The organism is Polyangium sp. 15x6 (genome assembly GCF_029960785.1).
Lineage (GTDB): Bacteria > Myxococcota_A > Polyangia > Polyangiales > Polyangiaceae > Polyangium.
Window position 1 is genome coordinate 283,802 of sequence record NZ_JASBQE010000003.1, and the last position, 16,398, is coordinate 300,199.

At 72.1% G+C, this 16,398-nt stretch carries 7 protein-coding genes; 2 read left to right on the plus strand and 5 right to left on the minus strand.

Annotated features, from left to right (window positions below; all coding sequences use genetic code 11):
• Position 1: 1 nt before the first annotated feature.
• From QHF83_RS04120 to QHF83_RS04135, 4 genes are read right to left on the minus strand one after another with little or no spacing between them, the layout of a single operon-like run.
• Positions 2 to 1,132 carry a glycosyltransferase family 4 protein gene (locus tag QHF83_RS04120; RefSeq protein ID WP_282416443.1) on the minus strand — a complete coding sequence of 377 codons (1,131 nt, stop codon included), beginning with the start codon at positions 1,130 to 1,132 and terminating at the stop codon, positions 2 to 4.
• On the minus strand, positions 1,125 to 1,565 hold the full coding sequence (locus QHF83_RS04125; RefSeq protein WP_282416444.1) for a 6-carboxytetrahydropterin synthase: 441 nt from the start codon (positions 1,563 to 1,565) through the stop codon (positions 1,125 to 1,127). Before QHF83_RS04125 ends, QHF83_RS04120 begins: the two co-directional genes overlap by 8 nt.
• An 8-nt stretch (positions 1,566 to 1,573) precedes the next feature.
• Positions 1,574 to 2,569, minus strand: coding sequence for a zinc-binding dehydrogenase (locus tag QHF83_RS04130; protein ID WP_282416445.1), 996 nt, complete (start codon positions 2,567 to 2,569; stop codon positions 1,574 to 1,576).
• The gene (locus tag QHF83_RS04135) at positions 2,566 to 3,282 is read right to left on the minus strand and encodes a RibD family protein (RefSeq protein WP_282416446.1); all 717 of its coding nucleotides are present in this window, start codon (positions 3,280 to 3,282) and stop codon (positions 2,566 to 2,568) included. Before QHF83_RS04135 ends, QHF83_RS04130 begins: the two co-directional genes overlap by 4 nt.
• A 101-nt stretch (positions 3,283 to 3,383) precedes the next feature.
• Here QHF83_RS04135 and QHF83_RS04140 point away from each other — a divergent pair, with 101 nt between their 5' ends.
• Entirely contained in the window at positions 3,384 to 3,983 is a 600-nt protein-coding gene (locus tag QHF83_RS04140) for a YqgE/AlgH family protein (protein WP_282416447.1), read from the plus strand.
• 12 nt (positions 3,984 to 3,995) lie between these two features.
• On the opposite strand, the gene QHF83_RS04145 is transcribed toward QHF83_RS04140, so the two are convergent.
• Complete coding sequence (locus tag QHF83_RS04145) at positions 3,996 to 4,928, minus strand: hypothetical protein (protein WP_282416448.1); 933 nt, start codon at positions 4,926 to 4,928, stop codon at positions 3,996 to 3,998.
• A gap of 117 nt (positions 4,929 to 5,045) precedes the next feature.
• Between QHF83_RS04145 and QHF83_RS04150 the strand changes: the two genes are divergently transcribed.
• A complete protein-coding gene (locus tag QHF83_RS04150; RefSeq protein ID WP_282416449.1) occupies positions 5,046 to 16,151 on the plus strand; it encodes a tetratricopeptide repeat protein in 11,106 nt (3,701 codons plus the stop codon).
• Positions 16,152 to 16,398 lie beyond the last annotated feature (247 nt).

A 16,398-nucleotide genomic window follows, 5' to 3' on the forward strand; every position in this document is an offset into this window, starting at 1 on the left:
GTCAACGCGATGTCGGGAATACCGCCCGGCAGAAGGCGTCCTGGGTGTCGGCCCACGTGGGCAGCGTCGCCGCGCGGCGGAGGGCGGCGCGCTGCATGGCGTCGAGGCGGTGATCGTCGTGCACGACGTGGACGAGCGCGCCTTCGAGGGCGCGAGGGTCGCCGGGTGGTACGAGGAGGGCCTCTTCGCCGTGGCGGACGACCTCGGGGATCGCGCCGGCGTCGCATGACACGATGGCGAGGCCGTGGGATGCGGCCTCGGCGAGCGCGATGCCGTAGCCCTCGTAGCGGCTCGGCAGGACGAGGACGTCGTGCGCGCCGAGCTCGCCCGCGAGCGCGGCGTCGGTAAGGGCGCCCGTCACGCGCACACGGGTGCCGTAGCGTGATGCCGCGGCGAGCACGCGCGCGGTGTAGAGCGGGTCGCGATCGGCAGGTCCGGCGAGCGTGAGCACGGCGCGCGCGGCGACGGCGGGGAACGCTTCGAGCAAGGCGAGCGGATCCTTGCGAGGCGTGAGCGCGCCGAGGAAGAGCAGCCGCACGGGGGCGCCGCGCGTGCGCGCAGGCGGCGCGGCGCGAGCGCCGAGGCGATCACGTCCAGGGGGCACGACGGTGATGCGATCTGGCGGGATGCCCGCGGCGACGGCCACGCGCGAGGTGGTCTCGCTCGTGACCACGACGTGATCGGAGGAGGTGAGGAGCGCGCGTTCGAGGGCGAGGCGGAGTTTTGCAGAGGTGCCCGTTCGTTCGCTCGCGGCGAGGTGATGGAGCAACGTGACGAGGCGAGGTTGGGGTTCGGGGCGAAGGGCGCCGCAGGGCGACCCGAAGCCCCGAGCGTCGACAGCAGACGAGCGGGCGCGGATCGCGGCAGCGAAGGCGGCGCGCGGGTGACAGAGCTCGTCGACGATGATGACGTCGTAGGCGCGTGAAGAACGCGCGTGCGGGGCGAGGAGGCGCAGGAGCCGAGCGTTCTCGCGCAGCGAGGCGAGGGGGCCACGCACGTCGAGGTTCACGACGTCGACGTCGCAGCCGCGTGCTCTCAGGCCTTCGATGACGAGGCGATCGTAGAGGTAGCCGCCCGTGGGTTGATCGAGCGCGCCATCGATGACGAACGCGACGCGTGCCCCATCAAGCAACCCCGATCTCCGCGCCGGGCATGGTCGACGCATGACGAATCGGCCCGCGGTACTTGGCCCATGCGTTCGGAGACTCGTCGAGCACGACGGTGAGCATCGTGCCCGCGCGGAGCGGGAGCACGTGCCCGAGCTCGCGGTGGATGTACCGCGCGATGACCTCGGTCGTGGATTTGCCAGGCGTGAAGCCCGGGTGATCGTCGAGGTTCTTGTAGTCGAGCTGCTCGAGGACGCCGCGCAGCTTCGTGCGGAGCATGCCGATGTCGCAGACGACGCAATGCTCGTCGAGCTCCTCCTGCTCGACCTCGACGCTGACCACGTAGGTCGCGCCGTGCATGCGTTGCGCGGGTCCGAAGAAGTCACCGTCGAGGCGGTGAGCCACCATGATGTGATCGCGAACGCCGACCGTGTACATGCGCTCCAAGATAACCCACACGATGCGGATCAACGCGATGGATCGAGCACGCGATGAGGCGGATTCCAGACCTCGCCGGCGGCGAGCGACGCGTACAGGCGGGGCGCATCGGTGAAGGGAACGAGAGGACCAACGAGGCGATCGAGGTGTTCGTCGTGGAGCAGTTCGTTCACGACGGAGAAGCGTCGTTCGAAGGTGAAACGAGCGCGGCGCGCGGGCGGAATCGCGCCGACCTGGCTCGAGCGGATGGTGACGCGGTTCGGGTGGAAGCGGCCGCCGAGGGGCAAGGTGACGCCGTGCTCGCCGTACCAGGAGACGACGAGGATGCGCGCCTCGTGCCCGGCAGACGCGACGAGCGCGGCGAGGGCTTCGGGGGAGCCGGACGCTTCGATCAGGACGTCGGCCTCGGAGACGATCGCGGCGTCGATCGAGGAGAGGGCCGCGGCACATCCGAGGTCGCGGGCGAGCGCGGCGCGACGTGCGTCCGGGTCGATGCAGGCGACGTGGCCACCCGCGCGCGTGGCGAGGCGCGCGACGAGCTGACCCACGACGCCGAGGCCCACGACGACGACGCGCTCTCCGAGCGCGATTTCCGCGTCCCACACGGCATTCAGAGCGGTTTCGAGGTTCGCCGCGAGGGTCGCGCGAGGTGCCGGGACGCCGTCGGGCAAACAGCGGAGGGATCGTTCGTTGGAGAAGAAACGATCGTGGTGCGGGTGGAGCGCGAAGACCGTGCGGCCGAGCAGATCGGGCGAGGCATCTGCGCCGATCGCCTCGACGACGCCGACGGCCGCGTAGCCGTAGCTCGTCGGCAGATCGAACGAGCCGCGTTGCGTGGGCAGGGCCATGACGGCGCGGATGTCGGGCGGTACGCGGCCCGTGAGTACGAGACGCTCGGTGCCAGCGCTGACGCCACACGCGAGCGTGCGGACGAGGGCTTCGCGCGGGCCCGGTCCGGGCAGGGGTTCGTCACGCAGAACGGCGACGCCGGGGCGTTCGAACCAGATCGCGCGTGCCCGGGTCACGAGGCCACCGCGGCAGGATCGGGGAGCGAGAGCGGCAAGGGCGGCGCGCCTTCACGGGCGAGCTCGAGCAGCACGTCGCCGCCGACGTGGAGGACGCGGCGGAGCGTGAGGCGCAAGGCTTGATCGAGCTTGCGGATGCCGAGGTCGCCGACGGCCTCGATGCCCGCGCCGATGACGAGAGGGGCGACGGTGACGACGAGGCGATCGACGAGGCCTTCGCGAAGGAAGGAGGTGATCACGCCGCGACCGCCTTCGACGAGGAGCTCGCGCGTGCCGCGCTCCGCGAGGGCGGCGAGCAGCGCGTCGAGATGGATGCCCTCGCCACTCTTCGAGAGGGGGAGCGAGCAACACTCGACGTGAGGCGGGAGCGCTGCGCGTGGTGCCTGTCGTGTGACGTGCAGCGTGCGTGTCGTCGCGTCGCGGAAGAGCTGCGCGGCGGGAGGCACGCGGCCTCGGGTGTCGAGCACGACACGCAGGGGCTGTTTTCCGGGTACGTGTCGCACCGTGAGCCGGGGATCGTCGGCGAGCGCCGTGCCGGATCCGACGAGGACCGCGTCCGCGGCGGCGCGCAGGGCGTGAGCGAAGCGCAGGGTCTCCTGGCCGCTGATCCAGCGCGAATCGCCGGTCGCGGTGGCGATGCGTCCGTCGATGGATTGTGCGAAGTGCACGGTGACCGTGGGACGTGTGCGAGGTCCTTCCGTGCGGTCGCGCATGGTTCGGAGCGTAGCGTCGCCAATCGCGTGACGCGAGGTACGCGCGGAGGAGCAAGGAGCGGGCGCTCGCGCGACCACGGATTCGATTAAGATGGGAACGGATGAAGAAAGCCCACCGCTCGCTCGCGCCCGGGTTCTTGATCGCTTCGCCTCCGCTCGGAGATCCGAACTTCGATCGGACGGTCGTGCTGCTCGCGGTGCACAACGAGGACGGCGCGCTCGGGTTCGTGGTGAACCGCGTCGCCCCGATGTCGCTCGGCGAGGTCCTGAAGCTCGCGGGCTACAAAGGCCCCGAGTGGAAGGACGAGGGTCCGGTGTTCCTCGGAGGCCCGGTGGCGCCGACGATGGGCTGGATCCTCTGCGTGGATCCGAGCCTCGACGCCGAGCAGGAGGGCGTGCTCGCGGTGGATGCGCGGATCCGGATCACGTCGCGCCGCGCGGCGTTCGACGATCTCGTGCAGGAGCGGCTCTCGTTCGCGGGCGCGTCGGATCCGAAGCGGCGGATGGTGATGCTCGGCTACAGCGGCTGGGGGCCCGGTCAACTCGAACGAGAGATCGGGACGGGCGCGTGGTTGCCGACGCCGCTCGACGAGGGCGTTCTCTTCGACGTGGACGTCGACGAACGGTGGGAGCGCGCCTACGCGCTGCACGGGCTGACGCCCGCCGTGATGATGTCGATGCGGAGCGTGGGCGAGGCGTAACGCGCCGCGTGTTCAGGGGTTCGGCGGGGACGAACTGCGGAACCGGCGGTCGTGCCAGCGGAGCATCTCCAGGGTGCCGACCTCGCGGAGCCAAGGTTGGTCATGGGGTCCCGGCAAGACGATCGCGTCGTGCGGGACCTTGCGCTTCGTGAGCTCGGCGGAGAGAGCGACGTTGGCCGCGCGGAACGGATCCGCGGTGCTCGTCTCGACGTGCACGCCGCGCGCGCCGTGGGCGGTGAGGATCGAGGCGAGGCGATCGGCATACCCGGCGGCCCGGTGCTCGCCGATCGCCGTCTGCACGACGCCGATCGCGCCGAAGGCATCGGGGCGTCGCGAGAAGACCTCGAGCGCGACGTAACCTCCGAGCGAGCATCCATCGAGGGCCGTGCGAGCGACGTCGGTCGCCACGTGCGCCTCGCGGCGCGCGCGCGGCACGACGACCTCGGCGATCCAGCGCGCGTATCCGTCGAGCGCGGCCTTCGGGTTCGCCGCCTTGTTGACGTTGGGCGTGTAGGGGCAAGCGATCACGAAGCCGCGGAACGGCGCGCGCGTGAGCTCTTCGTTCACAGCGCGGAGATGTTCGTCGGTGAAGTCCAGCCGTTTCGACGTGCGCAGGACGGGCGGCCGGCAGAGTCGCGCGTACGCCGTCGCGAGGCCGTAACGTTCGAGCCAGGCGTAGGCGCCCATGCGCTCGTCGCCGGTCTCGCCAAGGCCGTGCAAGAGGACGAGGAGCGGCGCCGGGGCCTTCGTGAGATCGAGTCCGCGCGGGATCGAAAGGGTCATGCGCCGGCCGAGCGCGCGATCGCCAGGAAGATCGAGATCGCGCACGTCGAGATCCGGACCGCCGAGATCGGGAGTTCGTTCGGCTTCGGCGCGTCGCGTCGTGCCGAGCGTCCACGCCGCCGCGGAGGCGCCGATCAAGAAGCCACGACGTGTCGTCCGCACGGTGACGCAGCGTAACCCACGCCCCCCGCGCGGGGCCACCGCCGGGGGCGAGGTGGCCGACCGGTCCCCCGGGTTCCCGCTGCATTTCGTGATTTTGCCCGCGACCGATTCAGATCAATGCGATCCGTCCGAACGATCCTTGATACGTTCTCCGCCGCGCCGATTTTCCCCGGCGGCTCGGGAAGGGACATGCAGGAATCGAAGACCGGTCGCGCCGTACCGCAGCTGGACACCGTTGCCTCGGCCCTGGAACAGACGCTCGAGAACGAGCCCGCGCTCCTGGATTTGCTCGCTCAGGCCCTCGCGAAGGGCGCGAGCCCCGGAGAGCTCTGGGACATGCTCCATCAGGCGGCACATCGCGACAACCGCATCGCCGAGCTCGCCGCTGCCTACGACGCGATTTGCCGCGACCGGAAGATTCGCCTGCTGCAGCCGGCCGCGCAGATCGAGCTCTTGCTGAGCGCATCGGCGTTCCTCGTCGACTACGCCGGTGACGGCGGGACGGCGCAGCCGCACCTCGAGCGCGTCATGCAGCTCTCGCCGGGAAACGTCGACGCGTTCCAGCGACTCGAAGCCATCCTGCGCGACCGCGAAGACTGGACGAAGCTCGCCGAGCTGTACACGCAGATGGCGGCGCACCGGCAGGACAAACAGGAGCAGCTCGCGTTCCTCCGCGCCGCCGTGCAGATCCTCGCCGCGCTCCCGGGCGAGGAGGACAAGGCGTTCAAGCTCCACCAGCAGATCCTCCGGCTCGACCCGACCGACGCCGACAGCCGCAACGCGATGGCCGAGCGGTTCATCGCCGCGGGCCGTTTCGCCGACGTGGCGAAGCTCTACGAGCAAGCCATCGCCGCCGACCCGCCGCCGGCCGAGGAAGAGCTCCTCGCGCTGCGCGAGCAGGCCATCGAGCTCTACTCCGTCAGCCTGCACGAGATCGAGAAGGCGCTGCCGCACGCGGAGGAGGTGCTGAAGAAGAACCCCGACAGCGAGCTCGCGTGGCGCACGTGCGAGCAGCTCCTCACGCACAAGACGCTCGCCGCGCGCGCCGCGGCCGCCATCGAGAACGTGTTCATGTCGCGCGAGCAGTACGAGGACGCCGCGCGCATGCTGACGATCCAGATCGACAGCGTGCGTGGCCCGCGGAGGCTCGAAGCGCAGAAGCGGCTCGCGGCCTTGCAGTACCAGCACCTCGGCGACCTCGGCGCCGCGTTCACGCTCTACGAAGGCATTCTCACGGTCGATCCGAACGACGACGAGGTGCGCGCGCGGTACCGCTCGATCGGCGCGGCGCTCGATCGCAGGCTCGACGTGACGCGCGTGCTCACGCGTGCGTCGGCCGGAGCGAAGGACCCGCTCGTGCGCGCGAAGATCGCCGCCGACCTCGGCGAGCTCTTCCTGGAGACGGGGGATCCGAAGCGCGCGCGCGCGTCGTTCCAGAGCGCCGTGGACGCGGGGCTCGCGGAGGACGCGGGCGTGCGCGCGGCGCGGGCCCTCGTGGATCTGTGCGAGCAAGCCTCCGACTGGAGCGCGCTCGCCGCGGCGCTCGATCGTCTGAGCGACATCGAGCCCGAGCCCGACGCGCGCGCGGGCGCGGCCGAGCGTCTCGCGCGGCTGCGCGAGGAGACGCTCGGAGATGCACCGGGTGCGATCGCCGCGTACCGGAAGCTCATCGGTACGTCGCTCGAGAGCGAGGCTCTGCCCGCGCTCGAACGCCTCTACGAAGCCGCGGGGGACGAGGTCTCGCTCGCCGACGTGCTCGAACGTCGCGCGGCCCTCGAGACCGACAGGGAAGCCGCGCGCGACCTCGCGTTCCGCGCCGCCGATCTCCGCGCCGCGCGCTCGAACGATCTCGGCGCGGTGCTCGACGGCTGGCGCAGGTTCCTCCAGACGTACGGACCTACGCGCGAGATTCACGCGCGCATCCTGCCCTTGCTCGAACGCGAGCAGCGCTGGGAGGAGCTCGCGCAGACGCTCGACGCGGAGGCGGGCCTCGCGCCGTCGGAGGAGCGCATCGCCATCCTCGCGAAGCTCGCGCAGGTTCGTCTCAGCCGTCTCGGCGACGGCGCGGGCGCGCTCGACGCGTATCGCCAGGCGCTCGATCTCGATCGCTCGGACAAGGCGTGCCGTCAGGCCGTGGAGCGTATGCTCGGCAGCGGCGATCATCGGCTCGGCGCGGCCGACGTCCTCGAGCCGATCTACCGCGAGGAGGGCGCCACGCAGGGCCTGCTCAAGATCCTCGAAGTGCGCGGCGACGTCGCGAAGGACGCGTCCGATCAGCTCGCCGCGCTGCGTGAGGCCACGCAGATCGCGGAGGGGGATCTCGGGGACACGAAGCGCGCGTTGCAGTTCGCGGGCCTCGGCTTGCGCATCGCGACGAACCACGTGGCCGACGATGTGCCCGAGTGGCTGTCGACCGTGGAGCGCCTCGCGGGCAACGACGCCGCGCGTCGCGCCGGCATCCTGATCCAGGCCCTCGGCAACCGGAACGTGGATCATCCGGCGATCGCGGAGCTCGCGAAGGCCACGGGTGAGGCGCTCGCGGTTTACGGTGACTTCGTCGGCGCGCTGTCCGTGCTCCGGAACGCGCTCGCCTTCGAGCCGTCGTCGCCCGACCTCATCGCGCGCATCGACGGCCTCCTGCAGAAGCATGGCAACGCGCAGGAGCGGCTCGCGCTCTACAAGGGCGCGCTCGCCGCGACGACGGATCCGGATCGGCGCCGGCAGATCTTCCACTCGATCGGGACGATCGAGCGTCGCGGTCTGCGCGACCTTGCAGCGGCGGCCGCCACGTACCGTCGCGCGCTGGAAGAGGACGCGGGGGATCGGGGCGCGTACGAAGCGTTGCTCGACGTGCTGGAGGAAGCCTCGGATGCAGAGGGCCTCTACGCGGCGCTCGCCTCCGGCGTGGAGCGCGCAGCCGACGCGGAAGAGCGCGCGGCCATCACGCTCCGCATGGCGAACCTGTCCGCCTCGCGTGGGTGGATCGATCGCGCGCGGCAGCACTACCGGAGCCTGCTCGACGAGGGCACCACGCTGTCGGACGAGACGCTCGACCGGATCGCGGAGCTCGCTCGGAAAGCGGGCGACAACGATCTCTATCGTGTGCTGCTCGAACGGCGCATCTCGACCGCGGACGGCCCGCTCGCCGAGGCGCGCTGGCTCGAACACCTCGCCGCGCTGAAGGCCGAGGCGTTCGGGGACACGGCGGCCGCGATCGAGGACTACCGGCGTGCCGCCGACCTCGCCGACGGCGGTGGCGACGGCGCGCTCGCCGAGCGCCTCTTCGAGCGCGTGCTCGCGCTCTCGGCCGACGATCGTGAGGCGGCCGAGCGGCTCGTCGATCTCTATCGCCGCTCCGAGGCGTGGGAGAAGCTTCCCACGGTCTACGAGGTCCTCTTCCGCACGGCGGCTGATGCTGCGGAGCGCGCGGACAAACTGCTCGCGTTCGAGGACGCGGCCATCCACGCGAAGGCGACCACGCGCTTCGTGGGCGCGGCGGACGCGCTCCTCGCAGACGAGGGCGCGCTCGACGTGGGCCCGCGCGAGGCGCTCCAGGCGGCGCGCGCGCGTGTGCTCGCGGCCGACCCCGATCGCCAGGAAGACGCCGCGGCGGCGTACCGGAGCATGATCCAGGGCGCGTCGGATCCCTGGACCGCGGTCGAGGCGTTCGAGGCGTTCCTCGATCGGAGCCCGCCCTCGCAGGCGCGGCTCGAGGATCGTCGCTGGGTGCTCGGCTTCCGCCTGCAACGCGCCGAGGGGGATCGTCGCATCGAGGCGCTGGTCGCGTGGGCGGCGGCCGAGGAGAACGTCTTCAAGGATCCGCGCGCGGCCGCGGACCTCTACGCCCGCGTGCTGGAGCAGGACCCGCAGAACGACGCGGCGCTCGCGGCGCGCAGCCGGCTCCTTCTGGACCTCGGCGACGTCGAGGGCGCAGCGGCGATGATGGCCGCCCGTCGCGATCTGCGCGAGGGCGCGGAGCGGACGGCGCTCGAGCTCGAGCTCGCGACGCTGCTGCTCGATCGTCTCGGGCGGGTGGACGAGGCGCTCGCCGCGGTGGAGCCGGTGCTCGAAGCCGAGCCGGGCAACGAGGGCGCGCTCGTGCTCCTCGAGCGTGCGCTCGCGCGGCCCGAGTCCCGCCGGCGCGCAGCCGAGATGCTGGAGCGCGCCTGCGACACGACGGACGACGAGTCGATCGCGGCGCGGATCCTGAAGCTGCTCATCGCGACGCCCGCGGACGCGAGTGACCTCGTGGATCTCCGCGCGGGCTGGTTCACGCGGCTGCTCGACAGGCCCGGCGCCGCGCCGGAGCTCGCCCTCGACCTCGCCGTGCGCGCGGTCGAGGAGCTGCCCTACGACGCCGCGCTGTGGGATCGCGCCGAGCAGCTCGGCCGTGACGCCGATCGGCCCGACCTCGTCGCCGAGGCCTATCGCAAGAAGCTCGAATCCGATTCCGTGCGCGAGCTCGATCCCGACACGCTCGACGACCTCGGGCGGCGCTCGGTCGACTACCACGAGGAGTTCTTCTTCGACGATCAGGACGCCGTCATGAAGCTCCTGCGCCGGGTCGTCGACGTCGCTCCCGATGCGCTCTGGGCATTCGAGCGCTTGAAGCTCGCCTACAACCAGAACGAGCGCTGGGCGGACCTCTTCTCGCTCTACGACCAGGCCATCGAGCGCACCGACGACAAGTTCGCGCGCGTCGAGCTCCTGGAGGACGCGGCCGAGTCGGCGAAGGACCTCGCGGGCGATCCGGATCGCGCCGTGCAGTACCTGGAGCAGCTCCTGCCGCTCAAGCCGCGCGACAAGAAGATCCGCACCTCGCTCGAGCGGCTCTACGAGCGCCTCGGCCGTCATCGCCCGCTCATCGATCTTCTCTCGCACGAGCTCGCCTCGCTCGACGTCGAGGCGGCGCAGAAGCTCCGCGCGCGGATCGCCACGTTGTGGCTCGACGGCGTCGCCGAGCCCGACGCCGCCTTCCGCGTCGTCGAGGAGATGCTCTCCGTCGAGCCGTCGCGCGCCGAGGCGCTCGACCTCCTCGAGCGCGTCCTCGCCGCCACGGGCTCGGCCGAGCCGCTCTCCGTCCGGCCGAGCGCGGAGGCCGAGAACACGGCCCGCCAGCGCGCGGCCGTCGTCCTCGAACAGCGCTACCGCAGCGAGGAGCGACACGAGGACCTCGCGCGCGTGCTCGCCGTCCGCCTCGAAGCCGCGGTCGATCCGGCCGCGCGCGGCGCGCTCCTGCGCGAGATCGTCTCCTTGCGCGCCGACGTCCTCGACGATCCGGCGAGCGCGCTGGAGAGCCTCGCCGCGCTCGTCGCGCTGGAGCCCGCCGAGCCGAGCCACCGCGCCGAGCTCGAGCGGCTCGCCGCGCGTGTCGATCGCTTCGATCGGCTCGCCGAGGTCCTCGTCACGGTCTCCGAGGGCGCCGGAGGCGCGCTCAAGATCGAGCTCCTCTCTCGCGCTTCGGCGATCTACGTCGAGAAGCTCGGCGATCGCGGTCGCGCGATCGATCTCGGCCGGACGATCCTCTCGCTCGAACCGGAGCACCCCGAGCTCGTGGTCGGGCCCGCGCGTGATCTCGAGCGCCTCCTCGCGGAGGAGGGACGTTCGGCGGAGCGCTGCGAGGTCCTCGAACGGCTCGCGCGCCTCGAAACGGATCCCGACGCGCGCCGCGCCACGTTGCTCGAAGTCGCGCGCATCGCGTCGAGCGAGCTCGGCGACAAACCGCGCGCCATCGCGGCGTATCGTGCTCGCCTCGCGGACGAGCCGCGTGACCTCGACGCGCTCGGCGGCCTTTCGCTCGACCTCGAATCCGAGAGCCGCTTCGGCGAGCTCGCGGAGGTCCTCGAGCGCCGCGCCGAGCTCACCGAGGGCGACGCCGCGCGGCAGGATCTCGTGCGCGTCGCGGCGATCTGCGACCAGGAGCTCCGCGACGTGGCCCGCGCGATCACCGTGTGGGAAGGCGTGCGCGCCCGCTTCGGCGCCGACGACGAGAGCTGCGACGCGCTCGCCCGGCTCCTCGAAAAGGCGGCGCGCTGGCCCGATCTCGTGGCGTTGCTCCACACGAGCGCCACGCAGGCAGACGAGGCCGGGGCCAACGTCGCCCGCGCGGCGGAGCTCTACCGCCGCCTCGGCGACGTGCAGCGCGATCGCACCGGGCAGTGGGCCGAGGCCGTCGCGAGCTACGAGGCCGCGATTCGTTGCGCGGATCCGGGAGGCCTCGCGCTCTCCGGCCTCGAATCGTTGCTCTCGCTGATCGACCTCGACGACGAGGCGCGCCGGCCCATCCTCGCGGCCGCGGTCCGGGTGCTCACGGCCGCGTACGCGGCCTCGGGCGACTGGCAGCGCACCATCGATCTGCTCGAGCCGCGCCTCGCCGCCGCGACGTCCGCCGCCGAACGTACGGCGATCCTCACGGAGACCGCGTCGCTGCACGAGCACCGCCGGAGCGACCCGGCCGCGGCGTTCGACGCGGTGTGGCGCGCGTTTGCCGCCGTGAAGACGCCCGAGCTCTCGGCCGAGGTTCTGCGCCTCGCCGCGACCGCGGATCGCTGGGCCGACGTGGCCGACGCGTTCCCGGCGATCGAGGCGCAAGGCGACGTCCCGCCCGACGTCGCGCGGGCCCTCTGGTGGAGCGTCGCGCTCTGGCACCGCGATCGCCGCGGGGACGAGCGCGCCGCCGAGATCGCGATCGAGCGCGCGCTCACGTACGACCCGGCGAACGCCGAGATGCTCGCGGCGCTCGTCGAGCTGCGTCGTCACACGCCCGGCAAGCCCCTCGTCGACGCGCTGCTGCGCCTCAGCGAGGTCTCCGCGGACGCGCTCCCGCTCCACCGCGAGGCCGTCACGGTCGCCAGCGACCACGTGGGCGACCCGAGCCTCGCGAAGAGCATCGCCGAGGCCATGCTCCAGAAGGCCGAGGCGCGCTGGATCGGCGAGGGCTCGGACCCGCTCAGCGAGGCCGCGACCTTCGCCGCGTGGGCGCTCGACGTCCTCGTGCGCGTTTGCCGCGAAGAGGGCGACCTCGCGCGTGTCGTCGCGCTTTGCCTCGACGGAGCGAAGCTCCCCTTCGAGGCTTCGCGCCGCCGCTCGCTCCGCCTCGCTGCCGCAGAGATCTCCGACGCGCAGCCGGCGATCGCGATCTACGAGGAGCTCTTCGGGGAGGATCCGACCGACGAGCTCGTCGGCTCGCGCCTCGAAGAGCTCTATCGCAAGGAGGGGCGCCGCACCGAGCTCCTCACCCTGCGCGAGCGCCAGATCTCCGTGGCCGAGGACGTCCTCTCGCGCGTCGATCTGCGCCTCGACCTCGCGTTCCTGCTCGTCGAGTCGGGCGACGCGGATCGCGCGATCGGGTCGCTCCGCAAGAACCTCGAAGAGAGCCCCTCGCACGCGCCCTCCGTCGACAAACTCGCCGAGCTCTTCGGCGAGCGTGGCGATCACGGCGCTCTCGCGGCGCTCTGGGAGGATCAGGCGGCGCGGCGCGAGGCCGATCGCGACACGGCGGCGGCCGCCGAGTTGTGGCGACGGGCCGCGATCATCGCCGAGACGCGCGTCGGGGATCTCCCGCGCGCGATCAGCGATTACCGCCGCGCCGCGCGGTACCGCGACATGGCCTCGCTCGACGCGCTCGCGCGCCTCTTCACGGCGCGCGGCGATCACGCGGCCGCCGCGGAGGTCCTCGAGACCATCTGCGCGGACGCGCCGGCCGACGCCTCGCCGCACCCGGTCCTGCGTCTGGCCGAGGCCTACATCGCCTCGGGCGAGCCCGCGCTCGCGCAGCAGCGCCTCGAAGAGGCACAGGGCCGCGTCGCCGACCCTGCGCCGCTCCGGGCGCGCCTCTCCGTCCTCTACCGCGAGGCGGAGGCGTGGGGCCCGCTCGCCGAGCTCATCGCCATCGAGGCGGCGCACACCGAGAACGCCGCGAAGCGCACGGCCCTCCTCCGCGAGGCCGCCGATCTGCACTTCTCGAAGCGGAACCAGCCGGAGGCGGCCGTCCCGCTGCTCGAGCAGGCGGCGCAGCTCACGCCCGACGATCGCGCGATCAAGCTCTCGCTCTGCGACGCGCTCAGCGCGGCGGGTCGCTCGGACGAGGCCTCGAACATCCTTCGCCAGATCATCGACGCGTACGGCAGCCGGCGTCCGAAGGACCGCGCGATCGTGCACTACTACCTGGCGCGGGTCTTCCTGTCGTCGGGGGATCGCAAGGCCGCGCTCGCCGAGCTCGACGTCGCGCTCAAGATCGACCCGACGCACCCGGAGATCCTGCTCGCGCTCGCGCGCCTGTCCTTCGACGAGGGCCAGTTCGATCGGGCGCAGCGCACGTACCGCTCGCTGCTCATGATGGTGCGGCGCCTGCGCGACGAGCAGGGCTCGCCCGCCGTCACGCGCACCGAGGTGCTCATCGCGCTCGCGGAGATCGCCGATCGCCAGGGCGATCCCGATCGCTCCGCCGAGCACGTGGAGTCCGCGTTCGAGGCCTCGCGCGAGAGCCCGGACGAGGCCGATCGCCTCGTGCGCGCCCTCCGTGGCCGCCAGAACCACGCGCTCCTCGCGCGCGCGCTCGAACTCCGGCTCGAGGGCGCGGGCGGCGACGCGGCGTCCACGGCGCCCGTGCTCGCCGAGCTCGCCTCGCTCTACGAGCAGCACCTCGGCCGCGCCGAGGACGCGCTCTCGTTGTGGCTGCGCGCGCTCGCGGTGCGACCGACCTCCGCGGACGCGCATCGGTCGGCGCTCGGGCTCGCCCGCCGCCTCGGCGCGGTCGAGAAGTATCTCGACGCTCTGCGTAAACTCGTCGCCGCGACGACGGTCGATCCTCCGCTCGTCGACCTCCTCCTCCACCTCGGTCGTGCGCTCTCCGGCGAGGGTGGCGACGCGGCCCAGGCGGACGAGGCGTTCCGGCGCGCCGAGGCGCTCTTGCTGGAGCGGCCGGGTGATCGCCGGATCCACGAGGTCTGGCGCGCGCTCGAAGCCTCCTGCGAGCAGCGCGGCGATCGCGAGGGGCAGATCGCTCTGCTCGAGAAGCGGATCGCCGCCGCGAGCGAGAGCGCTCCGCCGGCCGAGCTCGCCGATGGCCTCTACCGCCTCGCCGAGCTCGCGCTGCGCGAGCCCGGCGGCGCGGGGCGCGGCGTGCCCGCGCTCGAGCGTGCCCTCTCGCTCGACGCGTCGCCCGATCGCGCCGAGGCGATCTTCCGCCTCGGCCTCCAGCGCGAAGAGAACGCGGCCCTGATCGCCCCGCTCTTCGAGCGCTTCGCGCGCAAGCACGAGCGCTCCCGTGCGCTCGTCGACGCGCTCGTCCTGCTTGCGCCCGAGCGTGGGGCCGACCTCTACCGTGAGGCCGTCTCCGTCGCCGAGGGCCTCGGGGACACGGCGCTCGTCGAGTCCGTCCTGCGGCGCGCGCTCAGCCGCGAGGAGGGCGTCGCCGATACGTCGGACGACCTCTGGGCGCTCGTCGCGCTCGCCAAGGTGCGCGCCGCGGCCGAGGACTGGGCCGAGGCGCGGGCCCTCGAAGAGCGCGCCGCGCGCGTGGCCGCCCCCGGCGACGAGCGGGGCCACCTGCTCGCGGCCGCGTCGATCGCTCGCGACAAACTCGGCGACCTCGCCGGAGCCGCGCGGCTTTATGCCGAGCTCTTCGAGCGTGAGCCTGCCGATCGCGACCTCTGGGGTCCGCTCGCCGATCTCTACCGGAGCCTCGGCGAGGACGAGTCCCTCGGCCGCCTCATCGAGCAGGTCGTCCCGCTGCTCGAGACGGTCGAGGATCGCTCGCGCATGCGCCTCGAACGCGCGCGCCTCGCGCAGAAGCGTGAAGGCGGCGCCGACGAGGCGATCACGACCCTCACGGAGCTGCTCGACGACGATCCCGCGAACGAGGAGGCGGCCACGCTGCTCTCCGGCTTGCTTTTGGCCGCGGGCCGCTTCGAGGATCTCGCCTCGCTCCTCGAGCGTCGCATCGACCTCGCCAAGGATCGCGAGGACACGGCGGGCGTCGCGTCGCTCTCGATGCGGCTCGGCGCGCTGCTCGAACAGCAAGGCGAGCCGGCCCGCGCCCGCGACGCCTACCACGGCATCCTCGACTGGGACGCGACGAACCTCGACGCGCTGCGCTCCATCGTGCGCATCTGCGAGAAGGCCGAGGATCCCTCGGAGCTCGCGGACGCCCTCGAAAAGCTCCTCGGCGCAGAGAAGGGCGAGGCCGCGGAGGCCACGGCGCAGCGGCTCGCCGCGATCCGCGCCGAGCAGGGCGACGAGGACGGCGTGGATCGCGCGCTCGAAGCGGGTTACCGCGCGTTCCCGACGAGCACCGTCCTCGGCGTCAAGCTGAAGGAGCGCTTCGAGTCGCGGGAAGACTTCCGCAAGGTCGCGGACGTCTACCAGATCGAGGCCGAGGGCCGGACCACGAAGGAAGACCGCGTCGGTTGCCTCCGCAAGGCCGCCGCGATCCTCCGCGACAAGGAGCAGGATCTGCCGGGCGCCATCGAGATCCTGAAGCGCGCGCTCGACATCGACCCGCTCGATCGCGCCCTCGTCGCCGAGCTCGTTGGGGCTCAAAGCGAGATGGGTGATCACCAGCTCGCGGCGGCCTCGATCGCGTCGGCGGCGGCGAACCTCGAGGGCGTGGCCGCGGTCGAGCTCCTGCTCCACGCCGCGCGCCTGCTCCTCGCGACGCCCGAGGGCGCGAGCGCTGCGGTGGAGCTCGTCGAGGATGCGCGTCGCCGGCAGCCGGACGCGTGGGAGCCCGTCATCGTGGTCGCCGAGGCGTACGTCGCGGCGGGTCGCGTCGACGAGGCGCGCCCGCTCGCCACGAACGCCGTCGCCGCGTACGAGGGCCGTCGGTCGAGGACGCTCGCGGCTGCGCACCGCGCGCTCGCGCACGTCGAGCGCGCGTCGGGCAACGACGACGCCGCGTTCGAGCAGCTCTCGAAGGCGTTCGACAACGACGCGGGCAGCGCCGAGATCGCGCTCGAGCTCGGTCAATTCGCGGTCGATCGTGGCGAGCACGACGTCGCTTCGCGTGCGCTTCGTGCGGTCACGATGATGAAGATCACGACGCCGGGCTCGGTCGAGGGCACGACGTCGCGAGCCCGCGCGCTCGCGTATTTCCACCTCGGAAGGCTCGCGGTTGCGCAAGGGGATCGCGGCAAGGCGCGCCTCCTCGTCGAGAAAGCCCTCGCCGAGGACGCGAACCTCGACGCTGCGCGCGACCTCGCGGACGAGCTCGCGAGCGGCTGATCCGGCTCATTTTCCGCCCTTCTGGAACCGCGCGCCGCGCACCCCCGCGGCGCGCTCCTTCCTCCTCCTTACATACCCACCGCCGCGCCGAACCCCAGCGATGCCTGTTTTCAGGCTGTTTTCGGGCCTTTTTGTGGTCCTTCTCCTCGGCTGCTCGCCCCTCTTCGAGCCCGTTCACCGCCTGGTAGAGCGACTCTCCGCGGCGAAATCGCTATTTCCCCCCGAAGATTTCGCTTTTTTCGCGACG

Bases quoted from the DNA above. Each gene is read 5' to 3' on its own strand.
- QHF83_RS04140 (WP_282416447.1), top strand. From the start codon at position 3,384: ATGAAGAAAGCCCACCGCTCGCTCGCGCCCGGGTTCTTGATCGCTTCG.
- QHF83_RS04135 (WP_282416446.1), bottom strand. From the start codon at position 3,282: ATGCGCGACCGCACGGAAGGACCTCGCACACGTCCCACGGTCACCGTG.
- QHF83_RS04150 (WP_282416449.1), top strand. From the start codon at position 5,046: ATGCGATCCGTCCGAACGATCCTTGATACGTTCTCCGCCGCGCCGATT.